This window comes from Acidobacteriota bacterium (genome assembly GCA_028874215.1).
In the GTDB taxonomy this organism is placed as follows: Bacteria; Acidobacteriota; UBA6911; order RPQK01; family JAJDTT01; genus JAJDTT01.
In genome coordinates, this window is record JAPPLF010000016.1 from 14,543 (window position 1) to 33,990 (window position 19,448).

16 protein-coding genes are annotated in these 19,448 nt (G+C 62.9%); 7 read left to right on the forward strand and 9 right to left on the reverse strand.

The window, feature by feature from the left end:
• Positions 1-5 precede the first annotated feature (5 nt).
• Positions 6-1,574, forward strand: a complete 1,569-nt coding sequence (locus OXT71_02850) for a hypothetical protein (GenBank protein ID MDE2925315.1) — start codon at positions 6-8, stop codon at positions 1,572-1,574.
• Between the two features lie 18 nt (positions 1,575-1,592).
• On the opposite strand, the gene OXT71_02855 is transcribed toward OXT71_02850, so the two are convergent.
• The 4 genes from OXT71_02855 to OXT71_02870 all read right to left on the reverse strand — a co-directional run bounded on the left by OXT71_02855 (position 1,593) and on the right by OXT71_02870 (position 7,625).
• Complete coding sequence (locus OXT71_02855; protein MDE2925316.1) at positions 1,593-3,314, reverse strand: hypothetical protein; 1,722 nt, start codon at positions 3,312-3,314, stop codon at positions 1,593-1,595.
• A 78-nt stretch (positions 3,315-3,392) separates the two neighbouring features.
• Positions 3,393-4,655 (reverse strand): tetratricopeptide repeat protein, encoded by a 1,263-nt coding sequence (locus OXT71_02860; GenBank protein ID MDE2925317.1) that lies wholly within the window; start codon positions 4,653-4,655, stop codon positions 3,393-3,395.
• A 423-nt stretch (positions 4,656-5,078) separates the two neighbouring features.
• On the reverse strand, positions 5,079-6,338 hold the full coding sequence (locus OXT71_02865; GenBank protein ID MDE2925318.1) for a TlpA disulfide reductase family protein: 1,260 nt from the start codon (positions 6,336-6,338) through the stop codon (positions 5,079-5,081).
• 21 nt (positions 6,339-6,359) lie between these two features.
• Positions 6,360-7,625 (reverse strand): sialidase family protein, encoded by a 1,266-nt coding sequence (locus OXT71_02870; GenBank protein ID MDE2925319.1) that lies wholly within the window; start codon positions 7,623-7,625, stop codon positions 6,360-6,362.
• Positions 7,626-7,784: 159 nt separating this feature from the next.
• Here OXT71_02870 and OXT71_02875 point away from each other — a divergent pair, with 159 nt between their 5' ends.
• From OXT71_02875 to OXT71_02890, 4 genes are read left to right on the forward strand one after another with little or no spacing between them, the layout of a single operon-like run.
• Positions 7,785-9,182, forward strand: a complete 1,398-nt coding sequence (locus tag OXT71_02875) for a DUF839 domain-containing protein (protein MDE2925320.1) — start codon at positions 7,785-7,787, stop codon at positions 9,180-9,182.
• Between the two features lie 12 nt (positions 9,183-9,194).
• Complete coding sequence (locus tag OXT71_02880; protein ID MDE2925321.1) at positions 9,195-10,421, forward strand: glycosyltransferase family 4 protein; 1,227 nt, start codon at positions 9,195-9,197, stop codon at positions 10,419-10,421.
• Entirely contained in the window at positions 10,418-11,635 is a 1,218-nt protein-coding gene (locus tag OXT71_02885; GenBank protein MDE2925322.1) for a glycosyltransferase family 4 protein, read from the forward strand. Before OXT71_02880 ends, OXT71_02885 begins: the two co-directional genes overlap by 4 nt.
• 53 nt (positions 11,636-11,688) lie before the next feature.
• The gene (locus tag OXT71_02890; GenBank protein MDE2925323.1) at positions 11,689-12,831 is read left to right on the forward strand and encodes an MFS transporter; all 1,143 of its coding nucleotides are present in this window, start codon (positions 11,689-11,691) and stop codon (positions 12,829-12,831) included.
• 7 nt (positions 12,832-12,838) lie between these two features.
• Here the strand turns inward: OXT71_02890 and OXT71_02895 are convergent, their stop codons facing one another.
• Positions 12,839-13,741, reverse strand: a complete 903-nt coding sequence (locus OXT71_02895) for a class I SAM-dependent methyltransferase (protein ID MDE2925324.1) — start codon at positions 13,739-13,741, stop codon at positions 12,839-12,841.
• A gap of 285 nt (positions 13,742-14,026) precedes the next feature.
• On the opposite strand from OXT71_02895, the gene OXT71_02900 reads away from it, so the two are divergent.
• Positions 14,027-14,812 carry a 3-oxoacyl-ACP reductase FabG gene (locus OXT71_02900; GenBank protein MDE2925325.1) on the forward strand — a complete coding sequence of 262 codons (786 nt, stop codon included), beginning with the start codon at positions 14,027-14,029 and terminating at the stop codon, positions 14,810-14,812.
• Between the two features lie 13 nt (positions 14,813-14,825).
• On the opposite strand, the gene OXT71_02905 is transcribed toward OXT71_02900, so the two are convergent.
• Positions 14,826-15,896 carry a hypothetical protein gene (locus OXT71_02905; protein ID MDE2925326.1) on the reverse strand — a complete coding sequence of 357 codons (1,071 nt, stop codon included), beginning with the start codon at positions 15,894-15,896 and terminating at the stop codon, positions 14,826-14,828.
• Positions 15,897-15,967: 71 nt separating this feature from the next.
• Between OXT71_02905 and OXT71_02910 the strand changes: the two genes are divergently transcribed.
• Positions 15,968-16,225, forward strand: a complete 258-nt coding sequence (locus OXT71_02910; protein ID MDE2925327.1) for a DUF2191 domain-containing protein — start codon at positions 15,968-15,970, stop codon at positions 16,223-16,225.
• Between the two features lie 89 nt (positions 16,226-16,314).
• Here the strand turns inward: OXT71_02910 and OXT71_02915 are convergent, their stop codons facing one another.
• The 3 genes from OXT71_02915 to OXT71_02925 are packed head-to-tail and all read right to left on the reverse strand — an operon-like array spanning position 16,315 to position 19,404.
• Positions 16,315-16,560 carry a DUF433 domain-containing protein gene (locus tag OXT71_02915; protein MDE2925328.1) on the reverse strand — a complete coding sequence of 82 codons (246 nt, stop codon included), beginning with the start codon at positions 16,558-16,560 and terminating at the stop codon, positions 16,315-16,317.
• 10 nt (positions 16,561-16,570) lie between these two features.
• A complete protein-coding gene (locus OXT71_02920) occupies positions 16,571-18,229 on the reverse strand; it encodes a CRTAC1 family protein (GenBank protein MDE2925329.1) in 1,659 nt (552 codons plus the stop codon).
• Positions 18,226-19,404 (reverse strand): tetratricopeptide repeat protein, encoded by a 1,179-nt coding sequence (locus OXT71_02925; GenBank protein MDE2925330.1) that lies wholly within the window; start codon positions 19,402-19,404, stop codon positions 18,226-18,228. The genes OXT71_02920 and OXT71_02925 overlap by 4 nt, the downstream gene beginning before the upstream one ends.
• Between the last annotated feature and the right edge of the window lie 44 nt (positions 19,405-19,448).

Sequence of the window (19,448 nt, forward strand, 5' to 3'; positions counted from 1 at the left end):
ATCCGATGAAAACGAGCTGCATGGCTTGTCCCCGGGCGGCGACAACCACGGTCATCATTTTGAGTGTTGTACTGAACCTCTCCGCCTCGCAACACGAGCACCAGTGGACCATTCGGGGCTCCTACTCGATTCTTCCCACCGAGCCGCTGGAGATCGGTCACGAACGCCAGCTCCTGATGGACAACCACGTGGTCGAGGATGTGCGGGCCCTTCGCCGTAAGGTCCATCAACCGGAAAAACACCCCTCCAATCCGCTCTTCTCGACCGGATCGAAGGACCTCAATCCGGACACGACGGTCACCTATGTGAGCGTTCTCCGAGACCCGGACAGCGGTCTCTACCGCCTGTGGGATTCCAGTAGCGTATTGATCGAGATCCCCACTCCACCCGGCTTCTACTGGTTGAGCCGCGCCCGCTACTACGAGTCCAAAGATGGCCTCCAGTGGACCGCCCCCAAGCTGGGACTGGTTGAGGTCGACGGTTCCAAGGCCAACAACGTCTTCAAAGGGGGCGACAAGATCAGTTTCGACAGCGTGGGCGTGATCCCGACCCCTCCCAAATGGCGGGATCAGGGTCGGTACCTGATGATCTACAACCTGAGTCCCGCCGGACGCGATCCCCATCCTGAATTGATCGCGGGTGGCCAGGAACTCCGGGTGGCCTTCAGTGACGACGGCTACCGCTGGACCGACCAGAAGGAGAACCCTATCTTCCGGGGCCAGAGCGACACCGCCAACAACCTGACCTACAACCCCGAGCGCGGCGTCGTCATGTATTACCGCCGACCGCCCATCAACGCCGGCGAGATCCGGCGCATCGCCTATTCCGAAAGCGCCGACCTGCTCAACTGGAGCCAGCCCGAGCATGTCGTGGTTCCCGACGAACTGGATCCCTACTCTCTCTATTGCATGCCGGTCGTGCGGTACCAGGGGGTCTACCTCGGGTTTCTCCACATGTTCTACCTGCGGCCCCCATTCCAGCGGGAGGGAGACATCGAGAAGAAGCTGAAGATCGACGTCCAGCTCGCCTGGAGCCGGGACGGCAGGAACTGGGAACGCCATCCGGAACGTCCCATCTTCCTGGAGACGGGGCCTGACGGCTCCTACGACCGGGGCCGAGTCTACGTCGCCAAGGGACTCGTCGAACGCGAGGACCGGGTCGACCTCTATTACTCCGGACACGAGAGCCTGCACATTTCCCGCGACGTCCGGCCCGGGGACGGCCACATCTGCCTGGCGTCGCTACGCCGCGACGGATTCGTTTCGTTGAAGGCTGCCGATCAGGGGAGCATGTTGACGCGGCCCCTCCGGCACCCGGGCGGCCGTCTGCGAATCAACGCCCGGACGGAAGATGGGGGCTCCGTCCGAGTGGAGGTCCGCCGCGGTGACGGAGAGCATGACGGGCTGCGGTTCAAGGAATGGTCGGGCGACCGGTGCCGGCCCTTCAGCGGAGACTCCACGAACCACACGGTCGCCTGGGAGGGTTCCGCCGGCCCCGCCCCCCTCAAGGACCAGGCGATCCGGCTGGAATTCCACTTGGAGAAAGCGGAGCTCTTTTCCTTCTGGTTCGAGTAACCGGCTTGGACGTTGCCGTCAGGCGCTGTCTTCGGACCGGAACCGCACCCAAAGCTGGGCATTCACCAGTTGGAGCGGGCCCCCGGTCTTGAATGGATCGTCGCTGGACGCCACCAGCAACTCCAGTTCGTTATCCCCCAGATTCAGTGGAGGGGCGGCCAGGAGATAAGTCACCTGGTGGGCCTTGAAGTGATAGTGGCCGTGGGGAGACACGGTTCCGTCCGCCTCGTGGCGATGCTCGTGCGAATGGGCATACCCGATCCGGACGGCCTCTCCCGCTCCTGCGGAATGCCCGTTGACGGTCAACTCCAACCCGCCTTCCTGCAGATGTCCGTGCACCGTCAGCTCCAGCCGTAGTTCCTGGAGCGTGCCGTCTTTCGCGGCCGCCTGGACGTCGTCTCCCAACGGAAGTGGAAGATTTGCTGTGCGGCCGGGTGTCAGGTGCAGCGGCAGGGGAGGCTCGGCCGTAACGTGCCTGTAGTGGATGAACACCGAACTGTCGACACAGTAAAGCTTGTCCCTGCCTTCCAACGTATCAACCTCGCCCACGTCGTTCAGACAGGCATAGACACGATTACGGGTCGCGGCGAGCTCCTCCGGGGTATCCACGGAGTAGGGGTCGAAGGGTGTGGCCAGATTCCAGAAGTGGATGCCGTCGGCTCCGGCGCGGTGCCAACGGGCCGCCAGCGCCCGGTTCCCTTCCCGGCACCAGGCCGGGGCGCAGCTCCATGGCTTCTGATTGATGCAGGGGTAGACCCGCACGTCGTGTTCGTGGGCCGTTTGGACGAAGTGTTCGACGTCCAACGTGCTCGACGCATAACCGCCGCCGGCGATGATCAGGTCCACCAGGTCGTTGGCCATCCAGGCCTCCACGTCCATGCCCAGGTGGATCGCCTGCTCGAAGGTATCGGGGACCCGGGCCGACAGCAGCAGGGGTCTCCCGCGCCGCGCCGCGGCTGCATCGGCCATCTTTCGAATCCGGGCCATGAAGCCGGTCATGATCGCCGTCTCTTCCGGAGTCGCCGGTTCGCCGCGCATGCAGCGGCTGAAGAACATGGGATGCCGGAAGTAGTCCATCTCGAAGCCGTCCACGTCGAACCCCTCGCAGACCTCCCGGACGATGGTGAACTGGCGGTCCCGCGCGGCCTCATGCGAGAAGTCGTACGCTGTCACGTACAACTGCAGGTGGGAAAGTGTCCCCTGCGTGTCCACCAGCAGCTCGGGGTGCTGGCTCTTGAAGGGGTGCATGAGGTTTCTCATGATGCTGTCGTGGCAGTCGTTCATGCTCATGTGGGCGAAGGCTTCCATCCCGTTTTCGTGGGCGAAGTCGATGACCAACTGCAGCGGGTCGTGTCCCGCGTCCACCAGCGCCTTGTGATTCTTGGCCCAGGCCTGATCGGTGACCGAAGTCCCGCCGGCCGCGGCGTAGAGCCTTTTCCGAGCCTTGCTGATGTAGGCCGGACTGTGAGCGTAGACGGCGTAGGTGATGGCGTCGACCTGCGTCCCGACCAGCGGCTTGAGCCGGGGCGCCAGGAATCCCTCGGGCGTGTCGCTTCCTGCGTGGGAAAGACCGTAGTTGTCATCCACGAAGATGATTCGCCGGCGCCGGCGGGCTGCCTCCAACCGGTCCAGCTTGGCTTGGGACGGGCCGGGAATCTCCTCGCCTCCCCTGCACCCGGCCGCCCACCCGGCCGCTCCGCCGATCGTGGCCGCAATGGCTTCCCTTCGCGTGAGACTCATCTCATCCTCCCTGAGATTGAAGATGGCCGGAGAATATCCGCCAATACTCGATTCAGTCCATACCTGGTGGCTTCCCGACTACTCGGGATTGGAGAGTCGACCCCATATCTTTTGCATTGCTTGATGGAAGACGGTCGCGTCCAGTTCGCCAATGGAACCGACTCTTTCCGTCATGTTGAACAGTGAAGCGTAAGTTTCTTCACGCATCCGCTCCCGCCGAGTCCGGAGGACGTCCAACACCTCTTCCTTCCTGGTCGAATCCAGATCCAGATCTTCGGATCGCCTCAATTCCTCTTCCAGATTGGACAACTTTCGCTGTCGACAAAAGGCATTGTTCATGAAGTTGACCAGGATGTCTCGTCCGGGCCGGGATTGATTGATGACGCCCAGTTGATAGTACGCATCGCACAACTCGGTGCCGCCGTCCACGACTTTGAGAAATTCGGGGCGGGCGGAGGCGAGATCCCCCTTCTCCAGGTGTAGAAGGCCCGACAGGTATAAGGCCGCTTCGGAGCGGGGCATGTCGGCCAAGGCTCGGTCGACCCATTCCCGCGCCTTTTCCGATGACCCGGCCGCGTAATAATTATTGGCTTTCCAGTAGCAGGTGCGGGCGCGAAAACTTATTCGTGACTCCTGGGGGATGCCGTTCCACACCGCCGGCGCGAGTTCCAGCAGGCGGTCCAGGGAGTGCTGGGATGGCTCGTGCCGTCCCAGCAAATGAAGAACAACGCCGTGGCCGAACAAGGCGGAAATGTTTTGCGGATCCCAGGTCAGGGCATCCTCGAAATAACGAAGCGCCCGCCGGTAGAGATGCAGAGATCGAAGGTGGAACTCGCCCAATCCAACCATGGCCTTCGTGTACTCGGGCACGAGGCGAATGGCTTCCGTCATCGAGTCGATGGCTTCCGCATATCTGGACTCCTCCAGCAGCCGGCTTCCCCGGTAGAGCAACAGCTCGGCGAAACCGGGATGCCTCTCGACATGATCCGCGATCTGGTCAAGCCGCTTGTTCTTCCAGGACAGGTAAAGCGTCAGTGGAGAGGACCTGTCCGGATCCAGAACTTCGAGAGGATTCTTGACGGACTGTTCGGAGTCTTGGTTCTGGTCGGTGAGGAGAAATCGGAGATAGGCCGCAAGCAATGGGTTCTCGACCGGTATCTCCCGGTCCCAATATGAACTTGGGATGCGGGCCTTGCCGGTGGGCGTGGAACGGCGCTGTCGCAACCGCTCTTGCGCCGATCGGCAAAGGATCTCATGAAACGACGTGGTTCCCCGGGAGCAGAGCGAAGAGAGCCGTTCGGCCTGGAAGGGACCGTAGATTCCCTCCTCCGCCTGGCGCATCAGGATGAGGAATTGGGTGGTGAGCAGCTTTTGCAGGATTATTGGGTCTGCCGATTCCCCATAGGCTTGCCCGCAGACCGCTTCGGTCCTTTGCCAACCGTGAAGATGTTGCTCGGAGTCGGGAGCCGATTCGGCTGCGGGAACTTCACGTCGCTGCGCCGAGGGACCGGACGGATCCGATTGGGTCGGAATCGGCCGCTTGGAACTGCAGGCTGTCAGAAAAATCGGAAGAAGAACGGAGCCAATGAACACAGTCCGGAAGCGAGGCCGTAGGGATTGGCCACGACGAAATTCCGGTCGCTCGCGAAACTCCACTGAATTCCTCAACACGGTCAGAAAAGCAACGAACGGCCGGAATCGGGTTCGAAGTCCGGATTCCTCGTCAAGTCGCTGAATATCAGACGATAATGAAGCGACCGTCGTTCATCTTTGAGTGTCTTGTCGAACCAGAACGGACTCGATTTTCGAGGCAAGATCTTCCAGCTTCCAACCCCCGTTTCCCGCATATTGAATGTCGCCCAGAGGGTCCACCAGCACGTACATGGGAATCGCCATCCGGATCCCCTCCATGCTGCCGAATGTCCTCCAGAGGGGATCCGAATCGCCTCTTCCGCTCATGATGTGAGTCCATTTCAGATCGTATTTCTTGATGATCTTGCCCGCGTTTGCCGCACTTGTCTCTTGGTCGACGTTGACGCCGATCACCTTCCACCTGCCGTCGTATCTCCGGTCGAGTTCCCGGAGTCTCGGAAAACCTGCCAAACAGGGTTTGCACCACGATGCCCAGAAATTCATCAAGTAGGTCTCTCCCTTCAGCTCATCCGAAGTGACCGTGCCACCAGCCGTGGTCCGGGCCTTGAATGAAGGCACTTGCGCGCCGACCTTCGGGATTCGAACCGGTGTCTTCACGAGCTTGACGAAGGACGCATCTGGTGAGAGTTCGCTGATCCAGAACGTTTCTCCACAGATTTCAATGACATGATCAGATCCCGACCTCTCGTCTTGTCTCCAGATTCTCCCATCCCCGTTCAGTTCGGGTTGGATCGTTGTGCCGCGGGCAGAATCAGCTAAATCGAAGTCGCCGTCTCCATCGAAGTCCGCAACCGCAAAGAGTCCCTCACAGCTCTTGAATCGGAATCGACCCTCCGCGCGATAACGTGGTTTCCACCAGAACAAATGTGCAGCCTGCCCGTTCCGATCAGTCCAGACCTGATAGGACAAGATGTATTGCAGTTTCCGCGATCCGCGCGGCCAACGGCGCAAGACTTGTACCCGAGCCGGTGTTTCCGGATCGAGGGCCTGCTCCGATTCTTCCAACAGATTTCCATCTCCGTCCGAGTCGACCCGAACCAGATACCGGGATTCTTGTTCGGGCGACTTGCGGAGTGTAACGATCGTATTGCCCGGCGCGAGGCCGACCATGTCGGCGAAGACATACCGGGGCTTCAGCTTTTTTCCGCTCTCCAGATCCAAGTACCCCACCGACGGCGGTTCTTCATAGTCCGAGTTCATTTCCAAAGAGATGGTGATTTCGGTCTGACCAGCGAAGGGGGCCGTCAACAGTTCCTTGCCCTGCACGGCTTCTGCGGCCTGCGGTGCTTCCGCCAGTACGGAACCTCCCACGAAAGCGCTCAGAAGGAGCAGGAAGACGCCGGCCGCTGATTTGCATGCCCCGGCCTGCATGGTTTCGACCTCTCCGGGTGCCTACCGGGAACCCTTTTCCAGCTCGCCGATGTCGAAACGGTGGAAGCTGATCTCGCCGTATCGGACGCCCTCTTCCTGGAAGGTCTCCGCCAGGAGGCCGATGGTTCCGTCCGACAGCCGCTGCAGAACCGAATAGGCGGCGAACCCATCGTTGAATTTGACCGGATTGACGAAGGTCTCTCCCTCGTCGTAGCTGGTCCAGACGGTGATCCTCGTCCGGTTGAGACCGTCTCGGCCTTGGGGAGCCGAGAACAGGATCCGGTCCTTGTCATGGCCGGCCCGGGTGGCCGAATAGCGGACCATGGAACCGTCCACCCGCGTGAGGGCTATGGTGTCCGACAGGTCGGGGCCCCATGTGAGGCCGCCGTCGGCGCTGATGTGGCGCCGGCGAAAAGCCCCGCGGGTCTGCCGCGCGTCCAGCAGCAACCGGCCGTCGGTCAGCTCCACGACCTCGTCCTCGTTGGCTGCGGGTCCACCGGTGGCGCGTCCTACCTTCCAGGTTCTTCCGTGGTCGTCCGAATAGTAGACGAACGGCTCCGCCGTGGCCCGTCCGTCCGGCGTCCGGGAACGGTACCGCTTGGCCGGCACCACGAGACGGCCGTTGGGGGCTACCTGTGGATCCTGCCATTGGAGCTGGATTCCATGGCCGGGACCCGGTTCGGCTTGCCTCCAATAGAATCCATCGTTGGTTTCGGACGGCTCATCCGGATAGTCGATCTGACGGCGCGGGGACCAGGTCCGGCCGTGGTCGTTGCTGGAGCGGACCCAGGTCACGTGATTGACGGCGCCGGCGGCCGGGTTCTGACCCGGCTTCATCACCAGCGGGCCCCGGTCGGGCCACTGTCCGTACAACAGGTGCACGGTCTGGGTCACGGCGTCGAGAACGGGAGTCGGGTCGGCGAAATCGACCAGGCTCCCGTCCGGCCGGAAACCGGAATCGATGACCTGCATCGGTTCCCAGGTCCTGCCTTGATCGGTGCTCCGGCGCAGGACCATATCGAGAGGGGCGTTCTCGTCGATTGTGGGATCTCTTCCCCGGCCCCGGCGGCCTTCCGCGAAGGCCAGAATCGACCCGTCGCCGGCGACGACCATCCCCGGGATCCGGAAGGTATGGTATCGGTCCTGCCGGGTGACGTAATCTCCCTTGGGGGACCGATAGGGGAACGTCACTCCCAGGACCTCAGCCCGGCATTGGGAGATGCCGGTCCAGATGAACAGGCTGATGAGAATTGAAAGACGGCGAAGGCCTCTGTGGGTAAGGAACATTCGACCTCGTGAAAGACGGCCGCAAACGCTGTTGTGGAACCGATTATAGACCAGATCGCCGGTCGCGGCCGAAGCCGGGCGCTTGTGGAACCAACGAGTCGCTGGCAGACTTGGGGAGTACACGGCGCAGCCGCGCCGATTAAAGCAGGAGAAGACAAAATGCTCGATCGCCGCCATTTCCTGATTGCGGGAGGCTTGGTTCCCGCCGGTTTCCTGGGCCTGCGTCACTTGATGAGTGACCGTCCCCTCTACAAAGATGCCGACCTGGTGGATCCCGGGTACGGACCGTTGCAACGCGACCCCAGGGGCATCCTGGATCTCCCGGAGGGGTTCCGGTACCGCATCGTGTCCTGGGCCGGGCAGACCATGTCGGACGGCCTGTTCCTGCCCGGGGCGCCCGACGGCATGGCTGCCTTTCCGGGACCGGACGGTCTCGCCGTCGTGATCCGCAATCATGAACTGACGACTCAATCGGACCGCGGCCCGTTCGGCAGGGACAACCGCCGGCTGGAGCTGCTGGATCGCGGCAAGATCTACGACTTCGGTGAAGGCAAGACCCCGTCGTGCGGGGGCACCAGCACGTTTCTCTTCGATACGGGCCGCCAGGAGATCGTCTCCCAGTTCCTGAGTCTGGCGGGAACCATACGCAACTGCGCCGGGGGAGCCACGCCCTGGAACAGTTGGATCAGTTGCGAGGAGACCGTGCGGACGGCCGGACACGACGAAGAGGCTGGAATCTGGGCCGATCAGGACCATGGCTACAACTTCGAGGTTCCCGCCACGACCGGAATGGAGGTTGTGGACCCCGTCCCCCTGCGCGCCATGGGCCGTTTCAATCACGAAGCCGTCGCCGTGGCCGAGGAGACCGGAATCGTCTACCAGACGGAAGATCGAGGCGACGGCCTCCTCTACCGGTTTCTCCCCAAGTCCCCCGGCAACTTGCAGGCGGGAGGACGGCTTCAGGTCCTCAAGATCCGGGACCGGAGCAGTGCGGACACTCGCAACTGGAATCTCTGGAGAACCATCCCCGTTGGAGAACCGGTGGCCGTCGAGTGGATCGATATGGAGGACCCGGACCCCCGGGAGGACAACCTGCGATACCGGGGATTTGAGGCCGGCGCCGCTCGCTTCGCCCGGGGAGAAGGCATGTGGTACGGCAACCAAACGGTCTATTTCGCCTGCACCAACGGCGGGTACCGCAGAAACGGCCAGATCTTTAAGTACCGGCCAAGCCCGGGGGAAGGCACGCCGGAGGAGAGTCAAGCGCCCGGTACCCTGGAGCTCTTCATCGAACCGGACGACGTGGACCTGCTCAAGAGCGCCGACAACCTGACACTGAGCCCCTGGGGCGACCTGGTCCTTTGCGAGGATCGATCCACCGAGGTCGTGCGTCTCATCGGAGTCACTCCGGAGGGCCGGTGCTACGTTCTGGCCAACAACCGGCTGCGGACCGAATTCGCCGGCGCCTGCTTCACCCCAGACGGGTCGACACTCCTGGTCAACATCCAGCAGAAGGGCCTGACGGTGGCCATCACCGGCCCCTGGTCGAGGGCCTGACGCCGCTCCCCGGTGAAGGTCCTCCGCTTCTCCCACGACTACCTGGTCAACACCGGCGGCCTCATGGGCCACCTGCGCGCGCTGAACCGGGCGCTGGCCGGGACCGGCCGTGCCGAGGTGCTCCAGACCTTCCTGGTGGGAGAGTCGCAGATGGAGGCGCTGGAGGCCGCGGGAAAGGTCAGGCGCCGGGATGGCCACTGGTATGAGGCGCGTACCCCGATCCGAGTCTTTCCCTGCCTCGTACCCATGCGTACTCCCGGACGCACCGACATGGACTCCGACACGGCCTGCACCGCGTTCCGGCGCCACCTGGACGGGTTGCTGCGGCGGGAACGGCCCCATCTGCTGCACGTCCACCTGGTTCGGCATCGAATCCAGGTCGTGGCCCTGGAGGCCGCCGGGGCCGCAGGCACACCCGCCGTCATCACCCACCATGAAGGAAGGCCCGCGACACCGAAGATGGCCGAAATCCTCCGGGAGTCCTGCCGGTTGGCGGATCGCGTCTGTGCCGTGACCCGTTTCTCGGCTGCCGCTTTCGGCGGTCCCCGTGTCGACTATCGTGGATTCTTCGTCGACCGCGACTTCTGGAATCCGGGCGCCGTCGCGAACCGTGATCGCGATGCCTGGCGGCGACGGCTTGCGCCGGGAGCGACGGATCGCCTTATGGTCTACCCGGCGCGATTCATACCGCGGAAAAACCACGAGTTTCTGATCCGCGGCCTGCACCGGGTGGTTCGGAGCCGGGCGGTCCGGGACGCGGGCCTGGGGGTGAGGCTGGCTCTACCGGGGCCGACTCTACCGGAAGGACTTCCCTTCAAGTCCCGCTTGGAGAAGCTGGTCTCCAACCTGGATCTGGACGGCCACGTCACCTTCCTGGAAACGCTTTCTCCGGCCGATCTGCGCGCTCTCTATTCCGCCGCGCAGATCGTCGTCTACCCGGCTCGGAACGAGGGAGCGGGACGCAGCCATCTGGAAGGGATGCTCCTGGGCTGTTGCCCCGCCGTATCCGGTGACGGAGGCCTCGTGGAATATGTTCGCCATAGGGTCAACGGAATCGTTTTTTCCCCGAATCACGTCGACGATCTGGTGCGGGGACTCGAGTCCATTTTGCTCTCGGACGACCTGCGCCGGAGCTTGGCCGCTGCGGCCCGGGAGACCGCTGCCGGCTTGACGCTGGACCGGTACGCAAGCGACCATTTGACCCTGTATCGACGTCTGATGGACGAGAAACGGGCATGAGCAAACCGCTGGTCATCATCTCCCGCAATCCCGATTCCTATCTGTCGGGACACAGCATTTTCTCGTGGCAACTGTCGGAATTCCTGGCGGGAAACGCCGGAATTCCCGTAGTCCACGTCACCCATTCCTCCCGGGAAGGTTCCCGGCACAGCGTTCGGATCACCCCTCCCGTGGCGGCCCGCCGCTACCGGCGCATCGAGGTTCAATACGAGCCAATGGCCAAAGTGCCCCACAGCTTGAGCTCCTGTGTGGTGGCCGACTCCATCGACGGCATCCTTCGGGAGTACCCAAACGGGGTTCGTGGAGTTCTGGCCGTCTCCCCTCTGAGCTATCTGGCCGATGTCCTCAATGTCTGCCGGAAGCCGTCGATTCCGGTGGTGAGCCTGCTGCGGGGAACCGATACGCTGCAGTTGGCCAGGCCTTGGGGAGAGACCTGGTCGGGACGTCGATACCGCCGGGCGCTGGAACGATGTGACGGCATCTTCACCGTTTCCAGTTGGCTGAAAGATCTGGCGCGGAAAATCGATCTGCCGGTGAATGGGGTGGTGGCGCCCGTGACCTTTCATCCTTTCTCCAGTGAGACTCTCGAGTCGGAGGCCCGGAGTCTGGAGGAGAAAATGTTTCCCGGGAATCGCCCGAACCGAGGGCGGCTGGTGGCGTTCGCCGGGCGAATGGCGGTGGAGAAAGGGGCTCTCAAGGTCGCCCACGTCCTGGACGCACTGTTGAAACGGGAACCGTCGGTCCGCGCGGTCATGGCGGGGTCGGGTTCCGAACGGGACCGGGTCGGCCAGGTCCTGGCTCATTGGATCTCGGCAGGCCGTGCCTGGGCCGGTCCCCTCTCCTTTCCCGAAGTCCTGGCCCTCTCCAGCCGGACCGACCTCATGCTCATGGGCTCGGGACTGGAAGAGGAGGACAACTTTACCGAGGCCATCAGCAGCTCCTCCGTCACCTTCGCCTCCAGAGGCACGCCGGTGCTGTACCGGGGCGGACCCCGCTCGGGGGGCATTCGCGAAGCGGTCGGAGAGGAAAACCGGGTCTGGTGCGAATCCCTGGCCAGCCACGAGTGCTGGTCGGAGGCCATCCGGGACCTGTTTCGGGATGAAGCCCGCTACCGGAGGATCTCCTCCCAGAACCGTGCCGCGGGAAAGGCGTTCGAGATTCATACCGTCCTCTCTCCCCTGCTCACCTGTTTCGGAATCCGGCTTGCCTGTTGAAACAGGCAGCCCACGTGCCGGGCGACAGCCACTGCGACCGTAAGAAGGGATCAATGAGTTCGTTCGGCCGTCTTTTGACCGCCCGTGTCTGTTTCTCCGGCTGTTACGCCCTGCTGCTGATCGGGCTCCCTTTGGTCCTGGCCGGCCGGAACGTGGAGGTGAGCCGGATCGGGTTCGTGATGGGAAGCTACGCCGCCGGCGTCCTGGCGGGACGTCCGTTGGCGACGTGGCTTCTGGGAAGCCGTTCCCGCAAACGGGTCGCCACCTACGGTGCGGTGCTCATTGGCGGATCCGTTCTTCTCTACTGGTGGGTGCCCCACGTCTCGTCGTACGTGATCTTTCGAGTGCTCCAAGGCGTGGGTTCGTCCCTGCTGATCACGGCCACCACCACCATGGCCATCGATCAGACCCCCAAGCACCGGAGGGGCCGATCCCTGTCCTACCTGGGAATGAGCCACACGGCGGTGCTGTCGGCGGGACCATTGTTGGCCGTCCTCCTGTTGGAGCAGGCCGGACCGAACCTCCTTTTTTCCGGTACCGCCGGTGTGACGTTGATCGGCCTGGTGTTGCTCTCGAGAGTGAAGGAGGAGGTCCACCCTGAAAATCTTCAACCGCCGGGGGAACGGGACCCCCATCGCAGGATCGGCCGTCCCATTCTCCTGGCGACGCTCCTGCTCTTTCTGAACGCCGTGGTGCACGGCGGAGTCTTCTACTTTCTGCCGCTCCAAGTGAATCAGGCCCTCGGTGGCAACGGGGGCGTTTTCTTTACCTGCTTTGCTATCGCCGCGCTTTCGGGACGACTGGTCTCGGGACGAGTCGCCGACAGCCTGGGGCGGCTACCGGCCGGGTTCCTGGCCCAATTGCTGCTGGTCGCCGGTGTTTACCTCATCGGAGGAATCGAATCCATGACCGGGCTGGGTGCCGCGGGACTCGTCTACGGAGCGGGTTTCGGCGCCTACATGACGGCCATGACCACCTTCGTCTCCGACCACACCAACCACGAGAATCGCCCCCGGATCATCGCCCTCTACTTCAGCGCTCTGGATCTCGGAAACTCGGTGGCGGGATGGCTGTTGGGACCGGTGGCGGAGAATATCGGGATACCGGCCATGCTCCATGCCTGTCTTGGAATCAGCCTGGTGGCCGGAGTCCTGTTCCTGGTGGGATTGGGACGTGGCCTTGTTCGCCCGCGGTGAACGTGGGTCAAGGGTTTTCGTCCGCCATCCATCTCAGGTCCAACTCCAGGTCCAGACGATGGACCAGAGCCCTGAGTTCGTTGTCCAGGGCCTGAGCCGGACCAACCACGAAGGCCGTTTCTCCAAATGGGCGGGACCGGATCAGATCTTCCAGCAGTGTCCTCTCCTCAGCGGAGAGATCAACCGGCGTCCCATCGTCGCGACGCCGAAGTTCCCGGGTTTCCCAGGCATACGCATAGTCCCCCAGGACGGTCAGGTACGGGTCGGCCAGGGCCGGCCCTTCCTTCTTTCGGACGATGGCCTGGTAGTCGAGGTGCACCAGTTCCAGATAGTTTCGATAGGCGGTGATGAAGGCCTGGATGCTCACACCGGGCCGGACCTCCGCCGGGTATTCCTCCATCTTCCACCGGTAGTCGTCGAAGATCAGGAGGCCCCCGACCTTCAGCAGGTCCCACGACAACACCGCATCCGCCAGGACCATGTCCCCCGTGTGGCCGCCGTCGATATAGATGATGTCGTAGGAATCGGGCTTCAGGCCGCGGAGCTTGACCTGGGAACGGCCGGTGATGGTGATGGCCTTGTGAGCAGCCCCCGAGAGTTCGAGGTTGGCGAGATACCGTTCCTTCAAGTCTCCTGGAAAAAGGTCTATTCCAGTGAGAGTTGACGTTGGATGGGTGAGAATATTATTCAACATCCAGACAGCGGATCGGCCCTCGAAGACCCCCACTTCCAGGTAGTGGGTGTCGGGCCGGCCCGCGTAGGGCTCCAAGACCCGCGTCCAGACCGGAACGGCGCTGGTGAACCAGTCGTAGGTGAACTCGTAGGGTTCCGGGGTCTCAGGTGGCGGCGCTTCACCGCACCCCAAAATCAGCCCCAGACCCATGACAAAAAGGAATCGACGGCAACGCATGGACCAACCCTGTCGAATGAGCGGTCAAGGGTAGTCCGCAGCCGCCGCCGCTGGCAAGGACCGGTCTCAACGCCGAGCCTTGGGAATCCATTATTCCTGCGTGGTTAGCCCTTCCCAGGGCAGGAATCGGCTGAACGCCGGGTCATGGGATTTCATAGCGACTTCGGCCGTGTCCTGCTACGCTGCAACCCGAACTGAGCTTGAGGAGAGACTCCGGCGGGACCGGGAAGTACGGTCGTCCGAACCCGCCCCCCTGGGGACTTGAGAATTCAGGAGGCGCCAGAGATGCGACTCGAGGGAAAGGTGGCCATCGTCACCGGCGGCGGCACTGGATTGGGCCGCGCCATCGCACTCCGCTTTGCTGCCGAGGGGGCCAGCGTCGCCATTGGCGAGATTCGACCCGACGCGGGTGAAAGCACCTGCCGCGAGATCTCGGCTCAAGGGGGAGAGGCGGTCTCCATTCCCACCGACGTCACCGTTCCGGAACAGGTGAACACCCTGGTCGAAGCCTGCGACGAGCAGTTCGGCCGAATCGATGTCCTGGTCAACAACGCCGGGGTGACCGCGGTGCACCATCCCCAGCTCTTCGCCCACTGCCTCGATCTCGATCTGGAGAACTGGAACCGGGTCATCGACATCAACCTCACCAGCCTCTTCATCTGCAGCCAGAAGGTGGCGCGCTACATGGTTCGCCGGAACATCCGGGGACGGATCATCAACATCGCGTCCACTGCCAGCTTCGGCGCCGACCTGGGGGGCGCCAACTACGTCGCGGCCAAGCACGGCGTCATGGGCCTGACCCGGTCCATGGCCGTGGAATTGGGATCGCACAAGATCATCGTCAACGCCATCGCGCCGGGAATGACGGAGACGGAAGGAGCGAGGCCCATCTTCCGGGAGGAGCGCAGACGAACCGGAATCGAGAAGTCGGTGCCGCTGAACCGGGCGGGCACGCCGGCAGAGGTGGCCTCGGCGGCGGTCTTTCTGGCGTCGGACGAGTGCACCTACGTCAACGGGTCGGCCATCGTCGTCGACGGGGGCTTCCTGGCCTACGAGCGGTGGTGGTATTGATCCCCGCGGAGAGTCACTCTCCGAGCTGAGACTTGAACCACTCCACCGTCCATTCGAAGTACTCGATGCGAAAGTTGTGCTCGTCGTCAGGACGGTGGACGACGAACCGCTCCGCCAAACCCTTTTCCTCGTACACCGGCCGAACCACCTCGATGAGCCGGTCCACGCCCGAACGGGGCATGTCCTGGTCGCGCAAGGGCGCCAGCATCATCAGAGGCCGGGGAGCGATGGTGGCGGCGACGATCTCCGGGTGGTCGAAATACCGCAGCATGTGGGGGATGTAGCAGTAGGAACTGGACCGGTCCGGATCCCCTTCATGGATTACGGCGGCCAGAGTCCCCAGGCCGCCGCAGAGGACCGCTACTGCGGGAATCGAGGGATCGCAGGCGGCGGCCATCCAGGTCGCGTAGCTGCCCAGCGAGAATCCCGTCAGGCCGACCCGCGCCGGGTCGACCGCCGGCTCGGCCTCCAGCACCCGCGCCGCTTTCAGGGCCTCCTCCACCAGGACCCCCATCTGGGTCCGGCCATAGGGGATCAGCATCTTGGCCTCTCTTTCCCAGTCCTCGAACACCCGGCGCCGGATCACGGTTCCCTTCAAGTTGATGGCGAGCGTGGCGAAGCCCCGTCGGGCCAACTCCCGGGCCCAACCCCTCAACGGCCCCTGACCATCCCTCTCCCGGTAAAGGCGCTCGTCGCTGATCTGGTCCACGCTGCCGCTGGTGCCGGGCATGCAGACGATGCCGGGAAGTGTCTGGGGTGCGGCGCCCCGGGGAACCATCAAGAGACCGGGCACCGTCTCGCCCAGCGAATTGAGGAAGCTGATGCGGGTCGAATCGATGCCGTCGTCACTGGAAACCGTCGCTTCGCGAGTGACCTCCACTCTGGTGGGAAGGCTCTCCAGTCCCAACAGTTCCATGAGTTTGGGCCGGACGCCCCCTCCGCGAATCGGTTGCGGGGCGAAGGCCTGGATGTCTTGCGGAATCCTGTAGTAGGGCAACTCTGGCGCCGGTTCCTCAGCTTGGCAGCCAAATAGCCAGACAACCGAAGAGATCAATACGATGACCAGAAAAATATTGACTCGCATTCCAGACCCCCAAATCCAAACCCGCACCGCAAGCGAGCGATGGCGTTAACATAGCAGAAGGACAAGCTGAAATGGGCAATGTGAAGACGACCGTAGAGATCTCCGACCGCTTGCTGGCGCGGGCGAACCGCCAAGCCAGGAAATCGGGCCGCTCATTGAGCGCGCTGATCGAAGAAGGACTTCGTCAAGATCTGGACACTCCCGTTCCCCGTATTCGTTACCGGCTCACCGAAGTGAGTGCGGGGAATCCGTCCGGTACCGACCCGCTTGAGGCGTACTCGTGGCAGGAGTTGCGCGCTATGATCTACGGACATCCGGGAAAGCGGTGACCGCTGCATGGACTGTTACGCCACGACACGGTAGATGCGCCATTGCAATTCCCCGGTGACGATATCGACCACTTCCGGAACAAGGGGTTTCAACTCTTGTTCGCGTGTCCGAGACCAGCAGCTTCACCCGAATTCCCGGTGAGCATCGTCTTTGCCCGTTGGAGCACCTTGATCGCTTGGCTTCGTGACACCGTCGGGTAGCTGTCCAGGAACTCGTCGAGCCGATCGCCGGCTTCCAGGTGCTCTATCAAGATGCGTATCGGGACCCTGGTCCCGGAAAATACCGGGGTTCCGCCAAGGACGTCGGTGTCTTTGTTGATCAGCGGGTCCGTCATTGTTCAATCCTCAGAGGCCAATTCGAACTCGAGGTTCCGTCACCAGGTTGTAGGCGTCGAGCTTCCAATCCTTCAGAATCTGCTTCCTCCCGTTGGGCCAGCGGATCGTCACTTCTTCGACCTCTTGATTCCCGGTTCCAAAGAGCAGCCGTTGATCGTTTTGGGAGAGGTAGCTGGAGCCGCTCCGCACGACGGCCACTTGCCGTAGGCCCCCCGCGGAAACCGTCACTCGGGCACCGACCGCATCGCGGTTGGAGATCGATCCAACCAGTTCGAATCCGATCCAGCGCCGCCCGTTTGTCGGACTCTCGTTCCAGTACAGGCTGGCGGACGAGTCCATGTGATTCACGACCATGTCCGGCCTGCCGTCGTTGTTCAGATCCCCCACCGCCGCCCCGCGGGTGTTCTCCAATTGGACCAGACCCGCCTGTCGCCCCACCTCGACCAGCCGCCCTCCCTCTTCGTTTCGGAAGAGGAGATCGCGCTGCCGGAAAGATGTCCCGATCTGAACCTTGTCCACCTGGGGGTAGACGTGCCCGTTGGCGATGAAGAGGTCGAGCCATCCGTCCAGGTCCGCATCGAAGAAGAAGGTCCCCCAGCCCAGATACTGCCAAGTGGATTCCCCGAGTCCCCAACGGTAGCTGGAGTCGGTGAAGAAGGATCCCCGGTTCAGGTACAGCGTGTTGTTGTCCTCCGAGAAGTTGGTCTGCACCAGGTCGAGCCGTCCGTCCCGGTTCACGTCTCCCACCGCGATCCCCATGCCGTCCTGTTCGTTTCCGTTCTCGCCCAGCGCAACTCCGGTCTCCATCGCCACCTCGACGAACCGGCCTTTCTCATTTCTAAACAGGAAGTTGGGACAGGAATCGTTGGCCACGAAGATGTCCTGGTCGCCGTCTTCGTCGTAGTCGAACCAGATGCATCCCAGGCCGTAGTAGGTGGAGCCGTTCAAAATGCCGGACTCCCGGCTCACGTCCCGGAACCGGCCGCCACCCAGGTTTTTGTAGAGCGAGTCTTCGGCCCCCGGCATGCCGCGGGGTCCGCATTGGACCGGGATCCCCCGGTAGCTGCAGAACTTGGGTGTGGAAGGGGGAGGATGGCGTGGATCGAACTGGACGTAGCGGGCCACGTACAGGTCGAGCAGTCCGTCCGCGTCGTAGTCGCCGAAAGCGGCGCCGGCTCCCCACCGCTTGTCGGCCAGACCTGACGAGGCCGTGATGTCGCGGAAGGTTCCGTCGCCGTTGTTTCGGAACAGGGTGTTTCGATCGAACCCGGTGAGGAAGAGATCCTGGAATCCGTCGTTGTCCACGTCGGCCGCCACCGCTCCCATGTCCCACGGGCCGCCGGGGACGCCGGCCTGCAGCGTGACGTCTCGAAACGTGCCGTTTCCCTGGTTCCGGTAGAGCGCGTTCCGGACCGAACGTTTGCCTGCCAGGAACTCCTCGACGGTATTCCCGTTGACGAGATAGACGTCGAGCCACCCGTCGTTGTCGTAGTCAAACAGGGCCACTCCGCCGCTGATCGACTCGATGATGTACGGTTTGTCCGCCGAACCACTCACGAAACGGAATTCGATCCCCGCCTCGGCCGCACCCTCCCTGAATTGGATGGAGCCTGATTCACCTGAAACCTGGACCACGGACAGCGCCAGGAGGAGGACCGCCTTGCTCATGGTGCGGGAGCGCCCTCTCTCCGTCCGTCCATCAGCTTTCGGGAGAACTCGAAAGCGCTTCCCGCCTCCTGGTCCCGTCCCATGGCCTGCAGGACCCTGCCCCGGAGGTAATGGGCGCGGCCGGAGTTGGGATCCGAATCGACGGCCGCGCCGACCTGTGCTTCGGCTTCTTCCAGCCGGCCGGCCGAGAGGGCGATCTCCGTGGCCAGAAGATGAAAGTCGGCCGTCCCCGGTTGGAGCTCGATGGCCCGTTTGATCAATTCCCCGCTCCGGCGAGTCTGGTTCCTGCGAAAGAGAATCTCCGCCAGATGGAAATGCGCCGCCGGATGATCGCTGCCGGAGGCGATCTGCGACTCGAGCTTCATGATCGCCTTGTCATAGTCCCCTTGCAGCTTGTAGAGCAGTCCGAGGCTGTAGGCCAGATTGGGAATCCCGGGTTGCAGCCGGTCCGCCCGCTGCAGTGCCGCCAAGGCGTCGTCGCGGAGGTTCATGTTGTGCAGGATCTGCCCCAGGTAGAAATGGGCCAAGGCCAGATTGGGCTCCAGCACGAGGGTTCTGCGAAGTTCCTGCACCGCGCGCTCCAGATCGCCGCTCTCGCCCAGGGCAAGGGCAAATTGGAAACGATAGGTGGCAACGTCCGGCTGTTTTTCGACCGCCTTCGCCAGGTGGGCGACGGACTGTTCCAGGTCTCCCTGGCGTCCATGGGAGAGCGCCAGCAGAAAATGCGCCTCGCCGGTGGCCTCGGGTGACCCTGCCAGGGGTTGGAGCGTCTCGACGACAGCCTGCGGATTTCCGGCGCGGTACTCGGATTGCGCCAATCGGATCAGAAGGTCGGAACCGTGAGGAAACGCCATCGCGCGCCGGTACGCTCGGGCGGCTTCCCTCCACTGCTGCTTCCGGTCATGGATCTCTCCCAGCAACAACAGGTGTGGTCCCGACGCGGTTTGGCTCCCGACCACCGGTTGCAGCGTCCTCTCCGCATCGGCCAGGTCTCCCGAGGCGAAGGCGATGGCCGCTTTCCAGTACAGCCACGCAGAGCTGGACGGATCTTCCGCCAGTTTCTGCCGGACCAGTTCCCGGGCTTCCAGGAGCCGGCCGGTTTCGATCAGTTTGCGGATCTCTCCCTGGCCACGGATCAATGCGAAGGTGGCCCAGATCGCTGCCAACAGAAGCAAGGAGCAGGTCCGCCAGGTGATTCGCGGCGGCGAGGCCAAGCGAG